The sequence below is a fragment of the Listeria monocytogenes genome, from assembly GCF_013282665.1.
Classification (GTDB): Bacteria; Bacillota; Bacilli; order Lactobacillales; family Listeriaceae; genus Listeria; species Listeria monocytogenes_C.
Window position 1 is genome coordinate 155,259 of sequence record NZ_CP054041.1, and the last position, 23,709, is coordinate 178,967.

Sequence of the window (23,709 nt, forward strand, 5' to 3'; positions counted from 1 at the left end):
TCCTTATTTACCTAATTTTTGGTTATGGAATTTTTCCATGATACCTTCGCGGCTAAGAAGATTGCGAACTGTATCAGATGGTTTTGCACCATTATGCATCCATTTCAAAGTTGCTTCTTCGTCGATTTTCACTTCAACCGGATCAAGTAATGGATTATAAGTACCAATAGTTTCGATTGAACGGCCATCACGTGGGAAACGAGAATCAGCGACTACAATACGGTAGAAAGGTTTCTTTTTAGAACCAATACGTTTTAAACGAATTTTAACTGCCATAGTTTAATTACACCTCCATAAAGTCTTACACAAGTATATATATTACCAGTAAAGGATTTGTTTGTAAAGTGTTTTTTCTTTACAGAGGGAATTTTTTTCTTTTTATTTGACGGTTTCGGCTTCAGCACTTATTTCTCCTTGTTTTAGAAGATGATAATAACGTACATAGCCGGAAATATTGTGCTCTACATCATCAATTCTGACACGGAAAGATTGGTGCCGAATGAAGAAGCTACCTTCTATTCGTGCTGGATTTTTGTAGTACATAGCTAATTCTGGATAAAAATATCCATTTAATTGGTATAATGCGCGTTTTGTAATCGTTTTTTCCAATTCATCTAATGGATAACCGCGAAGTAACGCATCTAGCCCTTCTTTTTCCATTCGAAGTGACATCTCTTTTGTCGCAACTGTGAGCTCTAAAAAGGTCGGAAAAGTGGTTTCGCGTTCGTAAATAAATGATAGGTTGTCAAAAGCATTTTTCAGTCCGAATTCGTAGTATGCCTCATCCGGAAGGTATTTCGTGATTTCGTTAGCACAGTAACTCAGCCAGTGATCATGGTTTTGCCAATAATTATCGCGAATAAAATGATCAAAGGATTTTGCTGCTGCATCTAACCATTTCAAATCGCGGTCGATTTCATATAAGCGAAGTAGACCAAACACAGCTTCCCCGTCGTAATAAATAATTCGGAAAATATCTTTTACTTCTAAGGAGGGATATTCCAGAACATGCGTAAACTTTCCGTCAGCGTCTTGCAAGGAAAGAATCGCATTGGCTATTTTCCGGCATAATGGCAGATAGGTTTTCGTTCCAGTAATTTTCATGTATTTAGTTAACGCTAGTAAAGTGGCAGCTGACCCGCCTAATTTAACTTCACGCAATTCTGGTTCAATGAGAAAAGCTAGATCCTCTTTTTCGTAAATAAAATTCTGTTCTAAATAGGTCAAAGCTTTTGTCGCTGCTTCTAAAATAGCTTTTTCGCCTGTTAGTTCGAAGGCTTCTAGCATGGAATAAGTTGTACTCGCATGGCGTAAACTATTATAGTGTTTAATTTTTTTATCAAAGCAAGCAAACCAACCGTAGTTAAATTCGCCTGTCTGATTGACTTGGCGTGTTAAATAATTCCCAGCATGTTTAACTAGTTCAGAAACATTATCTGGAGTTAATTGTTCGATGTTTCTACGACCATGCTCAAGCTCGCTCGTTTCTAGCTCATGAATTTTCTTTCCATCAAAAAACCAGCCTACCGTATTAAAAGTGACAATAGTGGAATCTACGGTTAAGTTTAATTGAGCTTGATTTTTATTTGTTTGGATTAAATATCTATTCATATTTTCAACGTTGATAGCTAAACCCTCATCACCTGGTAGAAGGATAGCGTTCGCATTAATTTCCTGTTCCATTAAAGCTATTTTAAAATTTTCATTTAAGGCAATGCCTCTTCTATAATAATTTTTCTTCGTTTTTAAAGCTTTTTTATTCCATTCTCCTAAATTTTCAAGTTGATAATCCACGGCTACATCTATTTTAAAAGAAATTGCCTCTTCGGTTTGGTTTTTTATTGCACTTTTTTTCATTTCATTGATTAAGTTGGCTAGGCAAAGATAGCTAAAATTTATGACAATAGCTCGTTTATTTTTATAGCCGATTGTTAGAAAACCATGCCATTTCCCGTTGTAAGTGGCGTGTTCTTCATCTTCTGTTAATTGATCAATAATTTTATTTTCAAGTTCATCTAATATACCTCTCCAAGGCATATGTACCACTCCTTTTTATAATATCCCTGCCGCTAAATTTTCTTAGCGACAGGGAATCGTTGTATTGTGGCTCTTATTTACGGAAAAGACGTAGTAAAAACGCACCAGCTAGCGAGAAGAGACCAAGTCCAACCCACGGCAGACTACTGTTGGTATCTCCAGTTGAAGGAAGATCACTCGCTGAGATAGAAGCTGTTCCATCCGCGCTATAACCCGAGGAAAGCATTGTTCCCGAACCATTTGAACTCATGTTCGTAACAGTTATGCCTGTACCTCCGTTAGAAGTTCCAGTAGTTCCTCCATTGGTAGAAGGATTTGTTCCTCCATCGGCATCAGCGTCGGCATCAGCGTCGGCATCGGCGTCGGCATCGGCGTCGGCATCCGCATCGGCGTCGGCATCGGCGTCAGCATCGGCGTCGGCATCGGCATCAGAATCTACTAATGGTAGGACAGTTACAGCTACATCTTCACTCGTTTTAACTTCATTACCATATTTAGCTGTTACTTGAAGATGAATAACATCTCCAGCTTTCAAATTATAATTAGGAATATTAATAGTATAGGTTCCATCTGCATGGATTAAGACATTTCCGATAACAGTACCATCTGGAAGAGTTAAATTAATATAGAAAGTTGTTCCAGCTGGTGCATCTGATTGCAATGATTTTAGAAGGGCATTTATATTCATATTTTTATAAATGGAAGAACCTGTAATGGTTTTAGTCCCTTCGTATATTGGATTTACAGTTGGTTTTTCAACTAAGAAATCTCTCCAGTCGATGTCTACGTCAGCATCCGCATCGGCATCCGCATCAGCGTCGGCATCCGCATCCGCATCGGCATCCGCATCCGCGTCGGCATCCGCATCCGCGTCGGCATCCGCATCCGCATCGGCATCGGCGTCAGCGTCGGCATCCGCATCAGCGTCGGCGTCAGCATCCGCGTCAGCGTCGGCATCAGCATCCGCATCAGCGTCGGCATCAGCATCCGCATCAGCGTCGGCATCCGCATCCGCATCAGCGTCGGCATCCGCGTCGGCATCGGCGTCAGCATCAGCATCGGCGTCAGCATCAGCATCCGCGTCGGCATCGGCGTCAGCGTCGGCATCGGCGTCAGCATCCGCATCAGCGTCGGCATCGGCGTCAGCGTCGGCATCAGCATCGGCGTCAGCGTCCGCATCGGCGTCAGCGTCGGCATCCGCGTCGGCGTCAGCATCGGCATCAGCATCGGCGTCAGCGTCCGCATCGGCGTCGGCATCCGCATCGGCGTCAGCATCCGCATCCGCGTCGGCGTCAGCATCCGCGTCGGCGTCAGCATCGGCATCCGCATCGGCGTCAGCATCGGCGTCAGCGTCAGCGTCCGCATCGGCGTCGGCGTCAGCATCCGCATCCGCATCCGCGTCGGCATCCGCATCCGCATCCGCGTCAGCATCGGCGTCGGCATCGGCGTCGGCATCGGCGTCGGCATCCGCATCCGCGTCGGCATCCGCATCCGCATCCGCGTCGGCATCGGCGTCAGCATCCGCATCGGCGTCAGCATCCGCATCGGCGTCAGCATCCGCATCGGCGTCAGCATCCGCATCCGCGTCGGCATCGGCGTCAGCGTCGGCATCGGCGTCAGCATCCGCATCCGCGTCGGCATCGGCGTCAGCGTCGGCATCCGCATCGGCGTCAGCGTCCGCATCTGCGTCAGCGTCGGCATCCGCGTCGGCGTCAGCATCGGCGTCAGCGTCCGCATCGGCGTCGGCATCCGCATCGGCGTCAGCATCCGCATCCGCGTCGGCGTCAGCATCCGCGTCGGCGTCAGCATCGGCATCCGCGTCCGCATCAGCGTCCGCATCAGCATCCGCATCGGCGTCAGCATCGGCGTCAGCGTCCGCATCGGCGTCGGCGTCAGCATCCGCATCCGCGTCGGCATCGGCATCCGCATCCGCGTCAGCATCGGCGTCGGCATCGGCATCGGCGTCGGCATCCGCATCGGCATCCGCATCTCCAACATCCGTAGTAATAAAACCACGAGCCGCATTGCTATTCAACAAATCAATATCCAAAAGCCCATCACCAGTTCTTGCAGCAAAATCCAATTTCCCATCATTAGCACTAGGAAGCGCTGTTATGCCAAGCGCAAGTAAATCAATTGTCAAAGTGAATGTAGATACACTACTAACCCCAACTCCCAGTAAATGATTTACTTTGGCACCAATCGCATTTCTACTAGGATCGATAAAGAAATTACTTGAACTGCTTCCATTAACAGTACCTTGATTAAATAATCCAATACCGCCAATTCCTAAATAAGCAATTTTATAATCAATTTTCGTATTTGCTCTTATATTTGGATTACTTAAAATAGAAGAAAGTTCACTTGGTAGTTCAAAGTATGGATAATACGTGGATACCGCACTCGCACTAACTAATTGATTCCCCGAAAGCGTAATCACTAATTTCCCATTAGAATACTGTGTATTTAGATTAGAATTCCCCAGCAAATCAATGGTCGCTGCATCCGCTTGAATACCACTTAGGGCAAATTGGTGATTAAAAGAATCGTAATTCACAGTGACTGGCGCCACCATCATTGTTGTCGTTGTAATAAGCGCAGCAATTAATTTTGCTTTTTGCGCTCGCTTTTGGTCTAATCTCCGTTTGTAATCTACACGCTGTTTTTTCATCATTTTTCCCCCTTAAAAATCAATCATTCTTGATTTTGAAAAATAACTGAAAACAGAATAAAGGTATTTAATTATGTTTTTCCAATAAGCTAACTATTAAGTATCCCCTGAACCTTTATCCAATATCAGATGCCAACCCATTCAGACAAATGCCCCTCCCTTCGTTTTTGGACCTGACACTAGCTGTTATAACCCGTTAGATAACTTTACTATATAGTATATTTTTAAAATTTAAAGTAAAAAGTACTAGAACAAAAAAATACTTCAATTCAATTCTTTTAGTCTAAAAGTTACACAAATATGCGTATTTATAGCCTGTTTTTAAACTTTAGCACTGTTGTTAGATAGGTATTAAGGCTTATAAAACCAAACTTTACACGAATTATCTTTCAATTGTATACAAATCTTTTTAGAATGGTTCTTCACTTAAGATTCTATTTGTACGCAAAAAAAAGCCCTTTTTCAAAGGGCTTACTTTTTTTAATAAAGATAGGCTTTTTTTAGTTGTTCTTTTTTCGCGTCGGTTAGTCCAAGTTTTTCTTTCAAAAAGTTATCCATCGAACCATATTTTGCATCAATTTCATCGAAAGCTGCATTGATATAAGATTCACGAACTTCCATTACGGCTGTCATTCCATCAATCACTTTTTTATTATCTGTTTTTGCTGCAACGGCTTTTATTGCTTTTTTATTTTCATCGGCACGATATTTGTTCGACAACATATAATCGTCAATTACCGTATTTTTATCCACATCTAAAGCTGATAGAACGAGGGCGGTTCCAAATCCAGCTCGGTCTTTTCCAGCTGTGCAGTGCCAAAGAACAGAACCATCTTGATTGGCTAGTAGTATATCGAAAAATTCTTTATAGGCTTGAATAGAAGTTTCATCTGTAATAAAACTTTTATTGGCATTAATAAGAAATGTTTCTGGGTTATCCATTTTAGCTAGGCTGGCAGTTAAATCTTGTGTACTTGTAGATGCGCCATTATCTTTCATCACAGAATCGTGCGTATAGTCCACATTTGTGAGTTTTGGATCTGGTTTGGCTGCGACTTCTGAATTCGTTCGGAAATCAACTATATGAGAAAGATTGTATGTATGAATAAGTTTCTTCTTATCTGAATCACTTAAGTTGGCGAGTTCGGCACTTCGAATAAGTTTATGTGGCTTAATGGTTAGTCCATCCGTTGTTTTGTATCCACCTAAGTCCCGGACATTTACGGCACCTTCTAATTTAATTTGGCTGCCCGGTTGGAGTGTTTGTTCGGTTTTAACATTTGCTTCTGCTTTTTCTTCTGACTGCGCCCCGCATCCTCCTAGTAGTATGGTTGCGCCTAGTATCCCTGCCCCTGTTACTTTTACCCAATGTTTCATTCTTTCTCCTCCTTTTGTAAGCTTCTTGTACATTATAGCAACGCAATTTGTTGGTTGAATGAAGGGTTTGTAAAGAAATGATTTTAGGGATGTTAAGGTATGAAAAAAAACCAAAACCCGAAATGGATTTTGGCTTTTGGAATTAAAATGGCATTTTGAAATTGCCGAATGGATTTTTGCCTTTTTTGCCTTTGCCGCCACCAGTCATTTGCTTCATCATTTTTTTCATTTCAGCAAATTGTTTTAGGAGGCGGTTAATTTCTTGAACAGGACGACCGCTTCCGCGAGCAATCCGTTTTCTTCTACTTGCATTAATGATATCTGGATTATCTTTTTCGTTTTTAGTCATTGATTTGATAATCGCTTCGATGTGACCAAGTTGCTTATCATCGACATTCATGTTGTCGAGGCCTTTCATTTTGTTCGCCCCTGGCATCATTTTAAGTAGTTCATCTAGTGGTCCCATTTGTTTTACTTGTTGTAATTGGTCTAGGAAGTCATCTAGCGTCATGCTGTTGTCTTTCATTTTTTGTTCCATAGCTTTCATTTTTTCTGCATCCACATCGGTTTGTGCTTTTTCAATAAGGGAAAGCACATCGCCCATGCCGAGAATTCTGGAAGCCATACGATCTGGATGGAAAGTTTCTAGAGCTTCCATTTTTTCGCCAGTCGCGATAAATTTAATTGGTTTGCCAGTGACGGAACGAATCGAAAGCGCGGCACCACCACGTGTATCGCCGTCTAATTTGGTTAGCACGACACCTGTAATTTCTAATTGTTCGTTGAAGCTTTGCGCCACGTTGACAGCATCTTGCCCCGTCATGGAATCGACAACAAGCAGGATTTCGGTTGGTGTTGCAATTTCTTTCACTTGTTTTAACTCATCCATTAGCGTTTCGTCAATATGAAGACGACCGGCTGTATCGATAATGACATAGTCTAAATGTTCTTCTTTGGCTTTAGCAATCGCTTGTTTGGCGATTTCTACCGGGCTTACTTGGTCTCCTAAAGAAAATACCGGCATATCTAATTGCTTGCCAAGTGTTTCTAATTGTTTGATTGCGGCAGGTCGGTAAATATCTGCTGCGACAAGTAATGGTTTGCGGTTATATTTTTTGCGTAATAAATTAGCAAGTTTTCCGGAAGTCGTTGTTTTACCAGCCCCTTGTAAACCTACCATCATAATAACGGTTGGCGGACGGTCCGCTGTTCCGATTTTGCTTTCTTCTCCGCCCATTAAACTTGTTAGTTCTTCTTGAACGATTTTGATAACTTGTTGACCTGGTGTTAGGCTTTTCATAACGTCTGCGCCGACAGCACGTTCGCTTACTGTTTTAATGAATTGTTTAACGACTTTAAAGTTAACATCGGCTTCTAGTAAAGCAAGGCGAACTTCACGCATCATTTCTTTTACGTCCGCTTCGTTTACTTTCCCTTTGCCGCGAATTTTGTTCATTGTTTCTTGGAGTCTTCCAGCTAGTCCTTCAAATGCCATGATTCTGGCCTCCTAATCGATATTTTTAAGCTGTTCGAGCGTATCTTTCACTTGCTCGTCCAGAAAATTCTTCTTGGTTAATTGTGCTTCTAATTGATTAAAAAGTTTTTCTCGTTGTTGATATTTTTTTAGCATCCCTAGTTTTTCTTCGTATTTTTCTAGGCTTTCTTCGGTTCTTTTAATATTATCATAAATGGCTTGTCTACTCACTTCAAATTCTTCAGCAATTTCGCCTAGCGAGTAATCATCCAGGTAATAAAAAGAAACATAGGCTTTTTGTTTTGTTGTTAGTAATTCCTGGTAAAAATCAAATAATAAATTCATACGGTTTGTCTTCTCAAACAAGGCATTTCACCTCTCTCCTTTTAAAGGATACGGTGAAATCGCGGGAATGTCAAGGAAGGTTAAATAAAAGAGAAAAAAGCCAGAATGACGGGTATCATTCGGCTTTCTCTGATTATTTTTCGTTATCAACCATATCAGCAAATAAGCCATACACATATTCATTTGCATCAAAGGCTTGCAGGTCATCCATTTGCTCCCCAAGACCGACGAATTTTACTGGAATGTCTAGTTCATTGCGAATGGCAATAACTATACCACCTTTGGCAGTTCCGTCCAGTTTTGTGAGGATAATACCGGTTACGTCTGTTGTTTCTTTAAATTGTTTCGCTTGAACGAAAGCATTCTGACCAGTGGTTGCGTCGAGTACTAGTAAAACTTCGTGCGGCGCATTAGGAATTTCGCGCGTAATGACACGCTTTACTTTTTCTAACTCATTCATTAGATTGACTTTGTTTTGTAAACGGCCAGCTGTATCGCAAAGTAAAACGTCCGCTTTGCGTGCTTTTGCGGCTTGAACGGCATCAAACATCACCGCTGCTGGGTCGCTTCCCTCAGCTTGTTTAATGACATCAACGCCGGTGCGCTCGCCCCAAACTTCAAGTTGATCAATGGCACCAGCTCGGAATGTGTCACCAGCAGCCAGCATCACTTTTTTGCCTTCTTGTTTAAAGCGATGAGCCATTTTTCCGATAGAGGTTGTTTTACCAACCCCGTTCACACCAACAAACAAGATAACAGTTAGTCCATTTTCTTCGATATGAAGTGCTTCATCTTCTTTTTCGTCCCCTTGGTAAATCTCAACTAATTTTTCGACAATCACTTCTTGGACGTCTTTTGGATCGCTAATGTTTCTAAGTTGAACTTCACGACGCAGTGTATCGACTAGTTCCATAACAGTTTCAAAACCAACGTCGGCTCCAATAAGGATTTCTTCTAGTTCTTCAAAGAAATCTTCGTCGACTTTACGATAGCGAGCAACCATTTCGTTGATTTTTCCGGAAAAGTTGCCGCGTGTTTTGGATAAGCCATCTTTAAATTTTCCAGAAACAGAATCTGTTTGCTGGGTAATTTTATCTTTTAATTTTTTAAAAAAGGTCATTTTGTCTACTCCTTTTATTTAATGAGTTCGGCTGTTTCTTCTAAGCGAACTGATACTAATTTGGAGACACCGGACTCTTGCATGGTAACACCGTATAATACGTCGGCTTCTTCCATTGTTCCTTTACGATGCGTGATAACAATGAACTGCGTGCCGGACTCAAATTGCTTCAAGTAACGGCTGAATCGTGTAACGTTGGCTTCATCTAGTGCCGCTTCTACTTCATCCAAAATACAGAATGGTACTGGGCGAACGCGAATGATAGCAAATAGCAATGCAATCGCCGTTAGCGCACGTTCTCCGCCAGAACGAAGCGATAAGTTTTGTAATTTTTTCCCAGGTGGTTGAACGACAATATCAATCCCAGTTGTTAGGAGATTTTCTGGATCAAGGAGCACCAGTTCCGCGCTACCTCCACCAAATAGCTCCGGGAAAACAATTGCAAATTCGGTTTTAATTGCTTCAAAACTTTCACTAAAACGAATTTTCATTTCTTCATCCATTTCGTCCATAACTTTAAAGAGGGTTTCTTTTGCAGCAAGTAAATCCGCTTGTTGCCCATTTAGGAAGTCAAAACGTTCTTGGATACGCTCGAATTCTTCGATAGCGCCAATATTGACGATACCTAGTTCATCAATAGAACGTTTTAATAAGCGAACTTTCGAACGAGCTTGTTCAGTATTTACTTCTGGCAAGATTTTTTCTTCTGCTTGCTCTGGTGTTAGTAAATAAGCTTCTTGCAAACGGTCAATTCGGTTCGTAATGTCTACTTCTAAACGTCCAATACTGATTTCTGCATTATTTTTTTGCTCTACATAAAAACTGATTTGATTATTTTTTTGTGTTAACTCGGCTTCTAGTAGTTCTAATTTTTCTTGTAGTTCAGCGCGAGCTTGTCTTGTTTGCGTAAGTTTTTCGCTTGTTTCAGCCTTATCTTTGCGCAGTTCTTCAATGGATTTTCTGGCTGATTCTTCGCTTGTATGAACGCTAGTTAAGTTGGTTTTTAAGGAAGCTAGTTTTTGTTCAGCCGCTTCTTTTTGTTCGTAATTTTCATGTAGCGTTGTCGTTACTCGCTCGACGGCTTCTGTAGCTGATTGAAGTTGCTCTCGTTTAGCGGCGATTTGCGCTTTTAAGGATGACAGACTTTCTAAATCTGCTGCACGTTTGCTTTCTAATGCTTTGCTTGAACTTGTCATCGCCTTAATTTCTTCATCAGTTGCTTCGATTTGTTTCGCGATTTCGACTTGTTCATGTAGTAAAGTTTCTTTTCGCTCCAGTAGTTTGTTTAATTCTTCGCTACCGTCTGCTTTTTCAATATCATATAATTGTAGTTGTTTATTAAAACGCTCTAGATTCTCGGTTTCTCGGTCTAATTTCCCAAGTAATTCTTTTTCTTGTAAACGTAAATTTTCACCGATTCCTCGTGTTTCTTCTAATTCTTCGCGTTTTTTCGCCATGCTATCTTTCGCAAGTTGCACTGCGGATTCCATTTCACGAGTGGCTTCGTTTAACTCGGCAATTTTCTCTGCTAATTGGCCTAACTCATGTTTTCTCGTTAAAATAGACGACTTTCCGCCTTTGGTTGCTCCACCAGTCATCGAACCACCGGCATTCACTACGTCCCCTTCCAGTGTCACAACGCGATACCTAAAGTTAACTAAACGAGCGAGCGTATTCGCTCCTTTCAAATCTTTCGCCAAAATCGTTGTACCTAGCGCATTCAAAATGACCGGAGAAACTTTTTCATCAAAAGAAATGACTTCACTTGCAAGCGCGATAAAAGCAGGTTGGTTGCTTAAAGCGTTTTTCGTTGCGGCTGGAAGTTCACGAGGTTGAATAGTCGAAAGTGGTAAGAAGGTTGCACGGCCACTTTTTGTTTTCTTCAAGAAACTAATAGCTTCGCGAGCAACGCGGTCATCTTCTACGACAACGTTCTGCGCACTTGCCCCGAGCGCTGTTTCCATAGCTTGTTGGTATTTCGCAGGTATTTCTACTAGTTCTACTAACGCACCTAAAATCCCTGGAATTTCTTTTTTCGCTTTTAAAACTTCCCGGACACCTTGGAAAAAGCCAGCATAATCATCCGCCAACTCCTCTAATGTTTCCTTCCGCGATTTCATTTGTTGCACTGTTTCATAATGTTTATAAAGTGCGCGTTCTTGTGTCCCAAAAATCGCTTCTTGTTTCGCTAAAGTTTGCTGTACTTCACGGTAAATTTCCATCTGTTCCGTAAGCTCACTTTGGATTTTTGTTAAATGTGTTTTGGTTGTTTCGATTTGCGATAGCATATCTTTTCTATCATCGACATGATGACTATTTTCTAAGTCTAATTTGTCAATTCGACTATTGATTTGCCCAATTTGGCGCTCAATATAACCTAAATCATTATTAATGGTCGTCTGCGTGTGACGTAGATCAATATAATCACTTTTGCGGTTTTCGATTGCTTCTTCGGATAAATCATCGTATTTGGCAAGTGTCGCTTCTAGCTCTTTTTTCGCTTTGACAGCCATTTCAAGCGCTGTTTCTTTTTCGAGTTTTGAATTGCTAAGTACTTCTTTTTGTTCTTCTAAAGCCGCAATTTTTTCCGTAATTGCCGCCAATGTTTCTGCGTAGACTTGTTCATTTTCGCTACTATGCTTTTTACGTTCTAATTGAAGATTCCGTTCCCCTTCTAGTTGTTCCAGCTTCTCCGTTTCAACTAAAAGGCGTTCTTGTAAATTATCTAGCGCAATATCTGTTTCATTAAGTGCTTGTTTTTCACGTGAAATAACTGCTTCTTCCGCGTGTAATTCTTCGCGTAACTTGATTAATACAGTCTGATTTTCACCAAATTCTTTACGCACTTCGGCTAGTTTTTCTGTTAAAGAACTAATTTCGCTCGCCAGTAAAGTCACTTCGTATTTTTCTAGTTCTTCTTGTTGGAATAAATAATCTTTCGCAATAGAAGCTTGCATTTCAAGCGGCTCCAGTTGCCCTTCTAATTCATACAAAATATCTTGTACACGGTTTAAATTTTCTTCCGTTTCAAATAATTTATTTTCGGCTTGTTTTTTACGGTGTTTATACTTAAGTACGCCGGCTGCTTCTTCAAAAATCGAGCGACGTTCTTCTGGTTTGCTGTTCAAAATCTCATCAATTTTCCCTTGCGAAATAATCGAAAAAGACTCTCTTCCAAGTCCAGAGTCCATAAATAAATCGACAATATCTTTTAGCCGACAATTTTCTTTATTAATTAAAAACTCGCTATCACCATTACGGTAAATACGTCTAGTAACAGCTACTTCGCTATAATCAAGTGGTAAAAAATGGTCTTCATTTTCGAGAATAAGCGATACTTCCGCAAAATTAATTGGTTTACGCGTATCACTTCCAGCAAAAATAACGTCGCCCATTCGGCCACCACGGAGCGATTTAGCGGACTGCTCACCAAGTACCCAGCGGATTGCTTCTGTAATATTACTTTTCCCGCTGCCATTTGGTCCTACAACTGCAGTCATGCCGGGCACGAAATCTATCGCAACTTTGTCAGCAAAGGATTTAAAGCCATTCATTTCTAATCGTTTTAATAACATGTCCGGACACCTCCATTTTTGTTTATCTGTGTGTTAGTTGGTTTATAGCAAATTGTGCCGCACTTTGTTCTGCTTGTTTTTTTGTTCTGCCGCTGCCTTTTCCGAGTACTTGTCCATTAACAATTACTTGGGCATCGAATGCTTTATTGTGTGCTGGTCCTGTTTCACCAAGGATATCATATTCGATCAAGACATCACGGTCCCGTTGAACAATTTCTTGTAGTTGCGTTTTATAATCAACGGTTTGTAGATATGCCCCTGCATCAATTTTCGGAAAAATAACGCGTTCTAAAAATGTCACGACTTTGTCAATCCCATTATCTAAATAAAGCGCGCCGATAAAAGATTCGAATACATCCGCTAGAAGTGCTGGACGAGTTCTCCCACCAGCTTTTTCTTCCCCTTTACCGAGTCGCACGTATTTAGAAAAATGTACTGCTTCTGCAAACTCAACTAAAGAAGGCTCACAAACAATTGCTGCACGCATTTTTGTCATGTGTCCTTCTGCCATATCTGGATATTTGTTAAAAAGGTAGTCCGATACTGTAAGTTCAAGTACGGCATCACCAAGAAATTCTAAGCGTTCATTATCTTTCACATTTTCTCGGCGGTGTTCGTTCACATATGAGGAATGTGTGAATGCTTGTTTTAATAATTCAACATCTTTAAAATCAAAGCCAACACTTTCTTGTAATTCTTCCCATTGATTCATTTCACTTGCTCCTCTCTTTAATAAGCAAGTTCATTTTCTAAACAGCCACTAGCAAAAAGCTGCTTAGAAAATGAACCAACAAATCTCGTGACCTTGAAAAAGAGGCCACCTGCGCTACTCATCTCGCGTGCGGAAGTTACCACAGCAAAGATAAGTAACACGGGCACCCTCATTTATCCGGTCACATAAAGTTTTATGCGTTCGCCTCTATGTACTTCACTGCATCACCAACTGTGTTAATGTTTTCAGCGTCGCCATCAGAGATTTCAACTCCGAACTCGTCTTCAAGTTCCATTACTAATTCAACAACATCTAGGGAATCTGCACCTAGATCTTCTTTGAAGGAAGCTTCTAAAGTTACTTTGGATTCCTCGACACCTAGACGGTCAACGATGATTTTTGTAACTTTTTCTAATACTTCTGCCATTTTTCACTTCACCTCCCTCCAAGTATTATATAGGATTATTTCTCCTACGTAAACAAAAATATTTAAAGTAATGCGAGCCAAGTAAATTCGCATTCATTAACCAATTTTACATGACCATTCCGCCATCAACAGATAGTGTTTGACCAGTAATATACTTCGAAGCATCACTCGCTAGGAAAAGAACTGCATTTGCAATATCTTCGGTTGTTCCGTAAGCACCAAGCGGAATTTGTGCTAACATTGCTTCTTTTGTTTTTTCATCTAATTTGTCGGTCATATCTGTTGTAATGAAACCTGGAGCAATAGCATTTACGTTAATGCCACGAGGCGCAAGTTCTCGAGCAGTTGTCTTTGTTAAGCCGATAACGCCTGCTTTACTTGCTACATAGTTTGCTTGACCAGCGTTACCAATCAAACCAACAACGGATGCCATATTAATGATTTTACCCGCACGTTGTTTCATCATTGTACGAGTTACTGCTTTTGTGCAAAGGAAAGTTCCTTTTAGGTTGATGTTAATTACGTCATCCCATTCGTCTTCTTTCATACGCATTAATAAGTTATCACGTGTAATTCCCGCATTATTCACGAGAATATCCACACGACCAAAGCGTTCAATTGCTTGTTTGAAAAAGGCATCTACATCTTCGGCAATGGCTACGTTTGCTTTCATTGCTTCTACTTCCACACCATATTCAGCAACGAGTTTTGCTGTTTCTTCTGCAGCTTCTGGGCTACCATTGTAATTAAAGAAAATATTGGCGCCTTCTTTGGCTAATTTAATGGCGATGTCACGACCAATTCCGCGTGATCCACCTGTTACTACTGCTACTTTTCCTTGTAAAGTCATTAATTATTCTCCTTTCAATGTCGCGGCAACACTTTTCACTGATTCAGCGTCACCTGCTGACAGTACAGTTACATCACGATTGATTTTCTTAATTAAACCTGCTAAGACTTTTCCAGAACCAATTTCGACAAACGTATCTACGCCGTTTTTAATTAGTTCTTCTACGATATCTTCCCATAGCACTGGGGAATAAATTTGTTTGATTAATTTATCGCTAATTTCCGCTTTATCAGTAGTTTGTTTGGCATCTATGTTGTTAACAACTGGAATGTTACCATCTGAAATTTCTACTTCTGCTAAAATGTCACGAAAAGCAAGTGCAGCAGGCTCCATTAAACTCGAGTGGAACGGTCCACTAACCGCAAGAGGTAGTACACGTTTCGCCCCATTTGCTTTTGCTTTTTCGCCAGCTTTTTCAACACCAGCAGTTGTTCCAGAAATAACGATTTGTCCTGGGCAGTTAAGATTAGCAAGTTGTACTGCATCGCCTTCTTTAGTTACTTCTTCGGTGATTGCTTTTAATGTTTCCCGGTCTACGCCAAGGACAGCGGCCATTGCGCCGGCACCGTTTGGTACAGCTGCTTCCATTAATTCACCGCGTTTACGTACGAGGTAAATCGCATCACTTGCTTCTAAAAATCCGCCAGCAACAAGCGCACTATATTCACCAAGGCTGTGCCCCGCTACGTAATCAGCTTTCACACCATACGTTTCCAGTGCACGTAAAATAGCGACACTTGTGGAAACTAAAGCTGGTTGTGCGTTTTCAGATTTCGTTAATAATTCGATTGGACCTTCTGTAATAATTTCTGTGATTGAAAACCCGAGTCTTTCGTCAGCGTCATCATAGATTTTCTTTGCTTCAGGATATTCTGCTGCTACATCTTGTCCCATGCCAATTTTTTGTGCTCCTTGACCGGGAAATACGAATGCGATTTTAGTCATTTGCTTCTGTTCCTCCTACTTTTACTTTGTCTACTTCTGCTTTAATTGTTTCGACCACTTGTTTTTCAACCATTTCACGTACTTGACGGATAGTCGTGAAAATACCATTAGCATTGGATGAACCGTGGGCTTTTACAACTGGAGCTTGAACACCGAACAAACAAGCACCACCATATTCGCTATAATCCATTTTTGCTTTTAAAGCCATTAAATCTTTTTTCAAGAAGCTGGCTGCGACTTTATTTTTAAAGCCATTCAGCAAACTCATTTTTAGCATACTTAGGAAAGCGGCGCCTGTTCCTTCGATGGACTTAAGTACCATATTACCAGTAAATCCGTCGGTTACAACAACATCTGCTACATCCATTAATAAATCACGCGCTTCGATATTGCCGATAAATTCGTAAGCATCTTGATTTTTCATAAGTTCAAATGATTTTTTTGTTAAATCATTTCCTTTGGTTTCTTCTGTTCCAATGTTTAAAAGTGCTACGCGAGGACGATCAATTTTACGCACTTTTTCTGCGTAAACCGAGCCCATTAAACCAAATTGTAGTAAATGTTCTGGTTTTGCTTCCGCATTTGCTCCTAAATCAAGCATAACAAAGCCTTTTCCTGTCACTGTTGGTAGTGTGGGTGCAAGTGCTGGACGGTCGATTCCTTTAATACGACCAATGACGAACAATCCAGTGGACATTAGTGCGCCTGTATTTCCGGCTGAAATACAAGCATCCGCTTCGCCGTCTTTTACTGCTTGAGCAGCAAGTACCATAGAAGCTTTTTTCTTCCGTTTTACAGCGCGAACTGGTTCATCATCACTTTCAATTTTTTCATCGGTATGTATGATTTTTACGCGAGTTTTATCAGTTAAATATTCATTTATTTTTGTTTCGTCTCCAAATAGAAGAATTTCAATATCTTTATATTGGGCCACAGCTTTCATCACGCCTAAAACAATTTCTTTTGGTGCGTGATCTCCACCCATCGCATCTACAGCAATTTTCATTATACGTCAGTCCTTTATTTTCATTTTTGCGTTGCGTGATACATTTCAAATTTGCCTTTAAGTACAATTTCATCTCCAACATAGCTTTTCACGTCTACAATTGTAATTGCTCTGTTGTCTGTTGCCGGACGTACTTTTGCTTTTGCGATGATGCGCTCTCCTTCGTTTACAGAACGAACAAAGCGAACGGTTGCTTGTGTAGTTAGAGCTAGTTCATTTGGGATGACGGCGGTTGCTAAGGAATTAGCTTGGGCAAACAAATGGTGCCCACGAGCGATTTTATTTCGTTTAAAAACATGCTCACTACGCACATCAAAAATAGAAATAGCGCTCTTGCTAAGTTGAATATCAATAATTTCACCAATCACTTCATCGATGGGAAGGCTTTTTACTGCATCGGCATAATTGACACTCGCAACATGTTTGATTCGCTCTCTAAGTTCGGGGATGGAAAGTGCTACCCTATCTAAACGAATAGTTTGCACACTGACCCCAAATTTTTCCGCAAGCTGCTCATCTGTTATGAAAGGATTTTCTTCAATCGCAACTTGAAGTTTCATTTGACGATCCTTTTTAGAATATTTTTTCATGCATGTATCCTCATCTCTTTTTTGTGAAAGGTATTAATACCAGCTACTAAACAGTAGGTAAAAAAAGGAAGTTACCTCTGTAGGATAACATTCAGAACTTCCCTTGTATTTGTTGGTACTTTAATATGTTATTAAAAATCAAGCCAAGTTGCAAGTTTTTTTAAAGATTGTTACATAGGTTTAATCTAGTTTTTGCTCCGTGAAGACGCCTTCTTCCTCAAGGAGCGCTACTAATTTTTCATAGGTTTTGTTTTCTAACATGTCTTCTTCAAAAATCATATGGACGGCATCTTGGCGAGCAATTTCTAGTACGCGATAATCGTGAACCATATCTGCTACTTTGAATTCTGGAACACCGCTTTGTTTTCTACCGAAGAAATCCCCAGGACCGCGAAGTTCTAGATCGCGTTCACTGACCACAAAGCCATCGTTTGTTTCTGACATAATCATCATACGTTCTTTTCCGACTTCGGTTTTTGGATCAGCAATTAAAATACAGTAAGACTGGTCTGCCCCTCGCCCAACCCGACCTCTAAGTTGGTGCAATTGTGCTAAACCAAAACGATCTGCATCGTATATGACCATCATGGTAGCGTTTGGTACGTTTACGCCAACTTCAACTACCGTGGTCGAAACAAGGCAATCAATTTTTTTATCATTAAAGTCGCGCATGATTTGCTCTTTGTCTGCTGGTAATAGTTTACCGTGCATAAGACCTGGAATATATTTAGTGCCCCATTTATTTTGTAGAATGTTGAAAACGTCTATTGCATTTTGCACGTCAAGTTTTTCTGATTCTTCAATTAGCGGACAAATGATGTAGACTTGGTGGCCTTTGTCGATTTCTTTTTCCATAAAACCGATAACGCGATCAAGCATTTGATGTTTTACCCAGTAAGTTTCGATTTCTTTTCGCCCAGCTGGGAGTTCATCGATAATCGATACATCCATTTCGCCAAATGCTGTAATTGCAAGCGTTCTAGGAATTGGGGTTGCGGTCATAAATAAAACATCCGGATATTCCCCTTTTTCGCGAAGAACTCGACGCTGTGCTACGCCAAAGCGATGTTGTTCATCTGTAATAACTAAACCTAGACGATGATAAATTACTTCGTCTTGAATTAATGCATGCGTTCCAATTAAAACATCGATGGAGCCATTTTCGAGCATTGCCAGTAATTCTCTGCGTTGTTTGCCTTTCACACTACTCGTTAGTAAACCAACTGTAATATCAAAAGGTTGCAACAGTTCTACTAAGGAATTCGCATGTTGCTCGGCTAAAATTTCGGTTGGTACCATGAGCGCACTTTGGAAGCCACTTTTGGCCGCCGCATACATGGCAATAGATGCTACGACCGTTTTCCCCGATCCAACGTCTCCTTGTAGCAAACGATTCATATGAAAGTGTGATAACATATCGCCACAAATTTCATTGACTACTCGTTTTTGCGCTTTTGTTAGTGGGAATGGTAAGGAATCAATGTAATGACGTAAATCTTCTACATCGTAATTAATCGAAATTCCGCCTGATTTCTCACGTTCAATTTTACGAAAGAACTGCATTTTTAATTGGAACAATAAGAATTCTTCATAGACCATTCGACGTCTAGCTTGTTTTAATTCTTCATTATTTTTCGGAAAATGGAGAATGCGCACTGCTTCCAGGCGATCCATTAATTGGTATTTTTTTAAAAGATTACTCGGAATAACTTCTTCTATATCTTGACTATAGCTATCAAACGCCAGTCTCGTATATTTTTGCATGGTTTTGTTGCGCAAGGTTCCTTTTAGCCGATAAACGCCTTCAAGTTCTTCTTCGTTTTCGACAGCACCAATTTTAATTTTGCTGGCTGTAACTTGTGCGCGGCTCTTGTCCCATTTGCCAGAAATGGTTACTGTTTCACCAACGGTTATTTTACTTTTTAGATAGGGTTGATTGAAAAAATCGATTTTGATGACTTGCCCTTCTGTTGACACACGGAAAGAGAGCTTGGATTTTTTGCGACCGTAAAAGGCTACTGTTGCTTCTGTTAGGACTTCGCCTTGAATGGTAATCCGTTCTTCATGCGCCACTTCTGATAAATCCCGCAACCGATAATCCTCATAGCGATACGGGAAGTTCCAAAGTAAATCATGTACGGTGGATAAACCTAACTCTTTTAACGTTTTCGCTGTTTCTTCGCCAATTCCTTTGATTTCAGTTGTCGGGATTCGTTTAAGTTCACTCACGCTTATCTTCTGGCGACAGTCCAAAAATCTTCCGCTGAATTGCACGTCCAGTCGGTGTAGCCGCCAATCCTCCTTCTGCCGTTTCTCTTAAAGAGCTTGGCATTTGTAAGCCTACGCGGTGCATTGCTTCAATTACTTCATCACAGGGAATGCGGCTCTTAATCCCTGCGAGCGCCATGTCTGCTGAAATAATGGCTTGCGAGGAACCAAGTGCATTACGTTTCACACATGGTACTTCCACAAGTCCCGCTACTGGATCACAAACAAGTCCGAGCATATTTTTCATCGTCATCGCCATAGCATGTGCTGATTGTTCGGGAGTTCCGCCGGCTGCGGCCACAATCGCTGCTGAAGCCATCGCACTTGCAGAACCAATTTCCGCCTGACAACCACCTGCTGCTCCACTTATAAAAGCATTATTCGCAACTACATAACCAAAAGCGCCTGCTGTGAATAAAAAATTAACCATATCCTCACGTGTCATTTCCAAACGATCTTTTAAAGAAAAAAGGACACCTGGTACAACACCGGCACTTCCTGCAGTTGGGGTGGCGCAAATGACGCCCATTGAAGCATTAACTTCATTCGTTGCGATTGCTTTTGCTACAGAATCAAGTAAAACTTCGCCTGATAAGAAGTTTCCTTTTTTGATATAGTCTTGCATTAGGACGGCATCTCCGCCTGTTAAGCCAGTGGTAGAAGTAACACCCGCCTCACCCTCGCGAATAGCTTCTTCCATAATATCTAAATTCCGTTCCATCGCAGCTGTTATTTCTTCCCGCGGTAAACCAGAAATATTCATTTCACGCTTAATCATAATTTCAGCAATAGTTAGGTTCTCACGTTCCGCGATATCTACTAATTCTGCTACAGTTCTAAACATTGTCCACACTCACTTTCTTTACTCTTTACCAACATACCTGATTTACAACTCAAAATAAAGCCAAATGCACGTTTTATTGACGCACATTTGGCTTTACACAAATCGAGCGAAAGCCACCGATTCACTAGAGAGGAAGTATCAAACTACTAAATCATGACACTTGCTACTTGATAAATCCCTGGTAATTCAGCAATTTTGCTAATTAACGCTTGTTCGACGTGTTGATCCACTTCAATTACCATTAACGCTTCGTCGCCTTTTACTTTACGCGATACTTTCATTTGACCGATATTAATTTTATAGTCGGCAATCACGGAGGATACTGCAGCAATCGCGCCAAATTTGTCTTGATGTAAAATAAGGATAGCTGGAGCAGTTCCAGTGAATTCTAGTTCGAATTCGTTTAAACGAATAATTTCTACTTTTCCACCGCCAATGGATGCACCAATTAATGTCATTTGTTGCATGCCATGTTTTAAAACTAATTTTACAGTGTTTGGATGAGGCGGCTCTTCCACTTCTTCAATAAACTGAATGCGCATGCCCCACTCTTCAGCAAGCTTCGGAGATTCTTTCATGCGCGGATCATCTGGCTCAAAGCCGAGCAAGCCACCAATCAGCGCTACATCCGTGCCATGGCCTTTATAGGTTTTGGCAAAAGAACCATATAAATGAATATCTACTTGGGATGGTTGTTCATTAAAAACAGCTCGTGCAATGGCACCAATACGACTAGCACCGGCAGTATGAGAACTTGACGGACCAATCATTACTGGACCAATAATATCAAATACGCTATTAAATTTCACTAAAATCATCCTTTCTTCTATTCATTTACAGAGGCGTCTTTATTCTACAGCAAAAATGTACGGATAAACTGGTTGGTCACCTTCGTGAATTTCTACTTCGACATCAGGGAAGGCTTCTGTTACTTTATCAGCAAGCGTTTCTGCTTTTGAAGTATCTGAATCTTCACCAACAATGATAGTAACGATTTCGCTATCGTCATCGAGCAGTTTCTCCAGTGTTTCGTATGCAGCTTCTTCTAATGTTGCACAGCTGACTTTGATTTTGCCTTCAACCATACCGATGAAGCTGTCTTTTTTGATTTCGACACCTTCTACTGTTGTATCACGTACAGCTGTCGTTACTTGGCCACTTGCTACGTCTTCAATTGCTGCTCTCATTGCTTCTGCATTAGCTAGGAAATCTTGATCTGCTTGGAATGAAAGAACGGCAGTAAGACCTTGTGGAATTGTTTTTGTAGGGATGATTTGTACTTTATCATCTCCTAGAATTTGTGCTGCTTGTTCTGCAGCCATTTGGATATTTTTATTATTTGGAAGAACAAAAACTTGTTCTGCATTTGCTGATTCAATTGCTTTTACGATATCTTCTGTACTTGGATTCATTGTTTGCCCACCTGAAAGAACAACCGAAACGCCCATGCTTTCAAATAGTTTCTTCAATCCTTCTCCAGCTGAAACAGTAACAATACCATAAGCCGCTTTTTCTTTTGCTGGTGCTTTGTCATCACCAACAATTTCATTATGCTGTTCACGCATATTTTCTACTTTCATTTTAAGTAGACTACCATATTGTTGACCGTAATTAAGTACTTCACCCGGATGTTCCACGTGGACATGTACTTTTACTACTTCATCATCTGCAGCTACTAGAAGAGAATCCCCAAGTTTACTTAAATCTTGACGGAACTGTTCTTCATCAAAAGGTTTTTGACCGGGTTTATTTTCGTTGATTTTCACGATGATTTCAGTACAGTAACCAAAATGAATATCTTCCGTTGACATAAAGTCTTGGACATGGCGATGATGTTCGGCATTAATTAGTTCATTCATAGATGCCATATAATCAGGAGCTTCAGCCATTTTGCCAGTTAATACGCCGTAAAATCCTTCATAAATAATGATAAGACCTTGGCCACCACTATCAACAACACCAACTTCTTTTAAAACTGGAAGTAAATCTGGTGTTTTTTCTAATGCGACTTTCCCTTGTTTTAAAATGGCTTCCATTACTAATTCGATATCTTGATGTTCACTTGCTGCTGCAACTCCCGCTTTTGCGGCTTCACGAGCTACAGTGAGAATTGTTCCTTCCACGGGTTTCATCACGGCTTTATAGGCAGTTTCCACCCCTTTAACGAAAGCACCAGCAAATTCTTCCGCGTTTAACGTTTCTTTATTTTCAATTGCTTTAGAAAAACCTCGGAAAAGTTGGGATAAAATAACACCTGAGTTCCCGCGGGCACCCATTAGTAAACCTTTTGCCAAGTTGGCCCCAACGGCACTAATTGTGTCTTTGTCATTTTTCGCAACTTCTTCTGCTCCACTTGTCATCGATAGATTCATATTCGTTCCCGTGTCACCATCTGGAACCGGGAAGACATTCAATGAATCTACAAAATCAGCATTTTTTGCTAAATTCTCTGCTCCAAGTGCTATCATTGCTGCAAATTTCTCTGAGTCTAACTGATATATACTCACTTACATAATCCTCCTTATGATTCCTTGATTACTCGGACACCTTGAACATAAATATTCACTGATTCCACTGTAATACCGAGTGTTTTTTCTAGTGTGTATTTGACACGTTCTTGAACGTTATGCGCAACTTCGGAAATTTTTGTTCCAAAGCTAACAATGATATACATGTCAATATGTATACCTTCTTCTTCTTGTCTCACGATTACGCCTTTAGTATAATTTTCTCTTCTTAAAATATCTGTCAAACCATCACGGATTTGATGTCTACTTGCCATTCCTACAATGCCAAAATTTTCTTCGGCAGCTCCACCAGCGATTGTTGCAATAACATCACTAGTAATGTCAATTTTGCCTAGCTTTGTGTCGATTTCAATTGCCATTCTATATTCCTCCCTACGGATTATATTCTCGTTCGATTATTTTTTAGTATTGATTTTTATTTGATTATAAAGTCGTCCCTACCTATTTTACTATAATCATGGTCCTTTGGAAAGCATATCCTCCATTTGGGTGATTAAACCTACTTTTATGCTGTCAAGTAAAAATTCTTTGCACTATTTTCGCATATCCTCTTGCAAAGTATACTTGTTTATGATAAATTATTCTAGTGTATGAAAAACAAATGGATAGGTTATTCTAAATAAATTATCCGAAGAGCTCTGTAAGGAGGGGTAAACTATGGCTAAAGAATGTGTTATTACAGGCCGCAAATCACGTTCCGGTAACAAACGTTCCCACGCAATGAACTCCAGCAAACGTACTTGGAAAGCAAACTTGCAAAAAGTACGGATTCTGGTTAACGGCAAACCTAAAAAAGTTTGGGTATCTGCTCGTGCGCTTAAATCTGGTAAAGTGGAACGCGTTTAATTGAAGGAGAAATCAAGTGCAGCGACAATTATGTCGGTGCATTTTTTCTTTGTCTTAAAATAAAAAAATACAGGCCGCGTGCACCTGTATTTCT

General features: G+C 40.7%; 20 protein-coding genes. 1 reads left to right on the plus strand and 19 read right to left on the minus strand.

What is annotated here, in order from left to right; genetic code table 11:
* Positions 1–3: 3 nt before the first annotated feature.
* The 19 genes from rpsP to HRK21_RS00925 all read right to left on the minus strand — a co-directional run bounded on the left by rpsP (position 4) and on the right by HRK21_RS00925 (position 23,128).
* Positions 4–276: a 30S ribosomal protein S16 gene (gene rpsP / locus HRK21_RS00835; protein WP_003720111.1), complete on the minus strand. Its 273-nt coding sequence runs from the start codon at positions 274–276 to the stop codon at positions 4–6.
* A gap of 102 nt (positions 277–378) precedes the next feature.
* Positions 379–2,037, minus strand: a complete 1,659-nt coding sequence (locus HRK21_RS00840) for a glycoside hydrolase family protein (protein ID WP_070005926.1) — start codon at positions 2,035–2,037, stop codon at positions 379–381.
* Between the two features lie 73 nt (positions 2,038–2,110).
* Positions 2,111–4,708 carry an Lmo1799 family Asp-Ala repeat surface protein gene (locus HRK21_RS00845; RefSeq protein ID WP_077952714.1) on the minus strand — a complete coding sequence of 866 codons (2,598 nt, stop codon included), beginning with the start codon at positions 4,706–4,708 and terminating at the stop codon, positions 2,111–2,113.
* A gap of 480 nt (positions 4,709–5,188) precedes the next feature.
* Positions 5,189–6,085: a tyrosine/lipid phosphatase LipA gene (lipA, locus tag HRK21_RS00850; RefSeq protein WP_070005928.1), complete on the minus strand. Its 897-nt coding sequence runs from the start codon at positions 6,083–6,085 to the stop codon at positions 5,189–5,191.
* Positions 6,086–6,227: 142 nt separating this feature from the next.
* On the minus strand, positions 6,228–7,580 hold the full coding sequence (gene ffh / locus HRK21_RS00855) for a signal recognition particle protein (RefSeq protein WP_003729538.1): 1,353 nt from the start codon (positions 7,578–7,580) through the stop codon (positions 6,228–6,230).
* Positions 7,581–7,592: 12 nt separating this feature from the next.
* On the minus strand, positions 7,593–7,925 hold the full coding sequence (locus HRK21_RS00860) for a putative DNA-binding protein (protein ID WP_031695241.1): 333 nt from the start codon (positions 7,923–7,925) through the stop codon (positions 7,593–7,595).
* Positions 7,926–8,037: 112 nt separating this feature from the next.
* A complete protein-coding gene (gene ftsY, locus HRK21_RS00865) occupies positions 8,038–9,024 on the minus strand; it encodes a signal recognition particle-docking protein FtsY (RefSeq protein WP_069888037.1) in 987 nt (328 codons plus the stop codon).
* 14 nt (positions 9,025–9,038) lie between these two features.
* Positions 9,039–12,599 (minus strand): chromosome segregation protein SMC, encoded by a 3,561-nt coding sequence (gene smc, locus HRK21_RS00870; RefSeq protein ID WP_070005929.1) that lies wholly within the window; start codon positions 12,597–12,599, stop codon positions 9,039–9,041.
* A 22-nt stretch (positions 12,600–12,621) separates the two neighbouring features.
* Positions 12,622–13,311, minus strand: coding sequence for a ribonuclease III (gene rnc, locus HRK21_RS00875; RefSeq protein ID WP_003723865.1), 690 nt, complete (start codon positions 13,309–13,311; stop codon positions 12,622–12,624).
* Between the two features lie 193 nt (positions 13,312–13,504).
* On the minus strand, positions 13,505–13,738 hold the full coding sequence (locus HRK21_RS00880; protein ID WP_003723866.1) for an acyl carrier protein: 234 nt from the start codon (positions 13,736–13,738) through the stop codon (positions 13,505–13,507).
* Between the two features lie 106 nt (positions 13,739–13,844).
* The gene (fabG, locus tag HRK21_RS00885; protein WP_003739222.1) at positions 13,845–14,588 is read right to left on the minus strand and encodes a 3-oxoacyl-[acyl-carrier-protein] reductase; all 744 of its coding nucleotides are present in this window, start codon (positions 14,586–14,588) and stop codon (positions 13,845–13,847) included.
* 3 nt (positions 14,589–14,591) lie between these two features.
* Positions 14,592–15,533 carry an ACP S-malonyltransferase gene (fabD, locus tag HRK21_RS00890; protein WP_070005930.1) on the minus strand — a complete coding sequence of 314 codons (942 nt, stop codon included), beginning with the start codon at positions 15,531–15,533 and terminating at the stop codon, positions 14,592–14,594.
* Positions 15,526–16,539 carry a phosphate acyltransferase PlsX gene (plsX, locus tag HRK21_RS00895; RefSeq protein WP_070005931.1) on the minus strand — a complete coding sequence of 338 codons (1,014 nt, stop codon included), beginning with the start codon at positions 16,537–16,539 and terminating at the stop codon, positions 15,526–15,528. The genes fabD and plsX overlap by 8 nt, the downstream gene beginning before the upstream one ends.
* 20 nt (positions 16,540–16,559) lie before the next feature.
* Positions 16,560–17,129, minus strand: coding sequence for a transcription factor FapR (fapR, locus tag HRK21_RS00900; protein ID WP_003736917.1), 570 nt, complete (start codon positions 17,127–17,129; stop codon positions 16,560–16,562).
* Positions 17,130–17,309: 180 nt separating this feature from the next.
* Entirely contained in the window at positions 17,310–19,358 is a 2,049-nt protein-coding gene (gene recG, locus HRK21_RS00905) for an ATP-dependent DNA helicase RecG (RefSeq protein WP_003739225.1), read from the minus strand.
* Positions 19,351–20,241: an L-serine ammonia-lyase, iron-sulfur-dependent, subunit alpha gene (sdaAA, locus tag HRK21_RS00910; RefSeq protein ID WP_003739226.1), complete on the minus strand. Its 891-nt coding sequence runs from the start codon at positions 20,239–20,241 to the stop codon at positions 19,351–19,353. The genes recG and sdaAA overlap by 8 nt, the downstream gene beginning before the upstream one ends.
* Positions 20,242–20,387: 146 nt before the next feature.
* Entirely contained in the window at positions 20,388–21,050 is a 663-nt protein-coding gene (sdaAB, locus tag HRK21_RS00915; RefSeq protein WP_031695242.1) for an L-serine ammonia-lyase, iron-sulfur-dependent subunit beta, read from the minus strand.
* Between the two features lie 39 nt (positions 21,051–21,089).
* Positions 21,090–22,748, minus strand: a complete 1,659-nt coding sequence (gene fakA, locus HRK21_RS00920; RefSeq protein WP_070005932.1) for a DAK2 domain-containing protein — start codon at positions 22,746–22,748, stop codon at positions 21,090–21,092.
* Positions 22,749–22,762: 14 nt separating this feature from the next.
* A complete protein-coding gene (locus tag HRK21_RS00925) occupies positions 22,763–23,128 on the minus strand; it encodes an Asp23/Gls24 family envelope stress response protein (RefSeq protein WP_003720130.1) in 366 nt (121 codons plus the stop codon).
* A 298-nt stretch (positions 23,129–23,426) separates the two neighbouring features.
* On the opposite strand from HRK21_RS00925, the gene rpmB reads away from it, so the two are divergent.
* Complete coding sequence (rpmB, locus tag HRK21_RS00930; RefSeq protein WP_003720131.1) at positions 23,427–23,615, plus strand: 50S ribosomal protein L28; 189 nt, start codon at positions 23,427–23,429, stop codon at positions 23,613–23,615.
* Positions 23,616–23,709 lie beyond the last annotated feature (94 nt).

What these genes read in the sequence shown, in the direction of transcription:
- HRK21_RS00840 (WP_070005926.1), bottom strand. Translation starts at nt 2,037, where the DNA reads ATGCCTTGGAGAGGTATATTAGATGAACTTGAAAATAAAATTATTGAT.
- rnc (WP_003723865.1), bottom strand. Translation starts at nt 13,311, where the DNA reads ATGAATCAATGGGAAGAATTACAAGAAAGTGTTGGCTTTGATTTTAAA.
- ffh (WP_003729538.1), bottom strand. Translation starts at nt 7,580, where the DNA reads ATGGCATTTGAAGGACTAGCTGGAAGACTCCAAGAAACAATGAACAAA.
- HRK21_RS00925 (WP_003720130.1), bottom strand. Translation starts at nt 23,128, where the DNA reads ATGGCAATTGAAATCGACACAAAGCTAGGCAAAATTGACATTACTAGT.
- smc (WP_070005929.1), bottom strand. Translation starts at nt 12,599, where the DNA reads ATGTTATTAAAACGATTAGAAATGAATGGCTTTAAATCCTTTGCTGAC.
- HRK21_RS00845 (WP_077952714.1), bottom strand. Translation starts at nt 4,708, where the DNA reads ATGAAAAAACAGCGTGTAGATTACAAACGGAGATTAGACCAAAAGCGA.
- HRK21_RS00880 (WP_003723866.1), bottom strand. Translation starts at nt 13,738, where the DNA reads ATGGCAGAAGTATTAGAAAAAGTTACAAAAATCATCGTTGACCGTCTA.
- ftsY (WP_069888037.1), bottom strand. Translation starts at nt 9,024, where the DNA reads ATGACCTTTTTTAAAAAATTAAAAGATAAAATTACCCAGCAAACAGAT.
- rpsP (WP_003720111.1), bottom strand. Translation starts at nt 276, where the DNA reads ATGGCAGTTAAAATTCGTTTAAAACGTATTGGTTCTAAAAAGAAACCT.
- sdaAA (WP_003739226.1), bottom strand. Translation starts at nt 20,241, where the DNA reads ATGTTTAGAACTGTAGCAGAATTAGTAGATATCGCGGAACGTGAGAAC.
- rpmB (WP_003720131.1), top strand. Translation starts at nt 23,427, where the DNA reads ATGGCTAAAGAATGTGTTATTACAGGCCGCAAATCACGTTCCGGTAAC.
- lipA (WP_070005928.1), bottom strand. Translation starts at nt 6,085, where the DNA reads ATGAAACATTGGGTAAAAGTAACAGGGGCAGGGATACTAGGCGCAACC.
- plsX (WP_070005931.1), bottom strand. Translation starts at nt 16,539, where the DNA reads ATGAAAATTGCTGTAGATGCGATGGGTGGAGATCACGCACCAAAAGAA.
- fapR (WP_003736917.1), bottom strand. Translation starts at nt 17,129, where the DNA reads ATGAAAAAATATTCTAAAAAGGATCGTCAAATGAAACTTCAAGTTGCG.
- fabD (WP_070005930.1), bottom strand. Translation starts at nt 15,533, where the DNA reads ATGACTAAAATCGCATTCGTATTTCCCGGTCAAGGAGCACAAAAAATT.
- fabG (WP_003739222.1), bottom strand. Translation starts at nt 14,588, where the DNA reads ATGACTTTACAAGGAAAAGTAGCAGTAGTAACAGGTGGATCACGCGGA.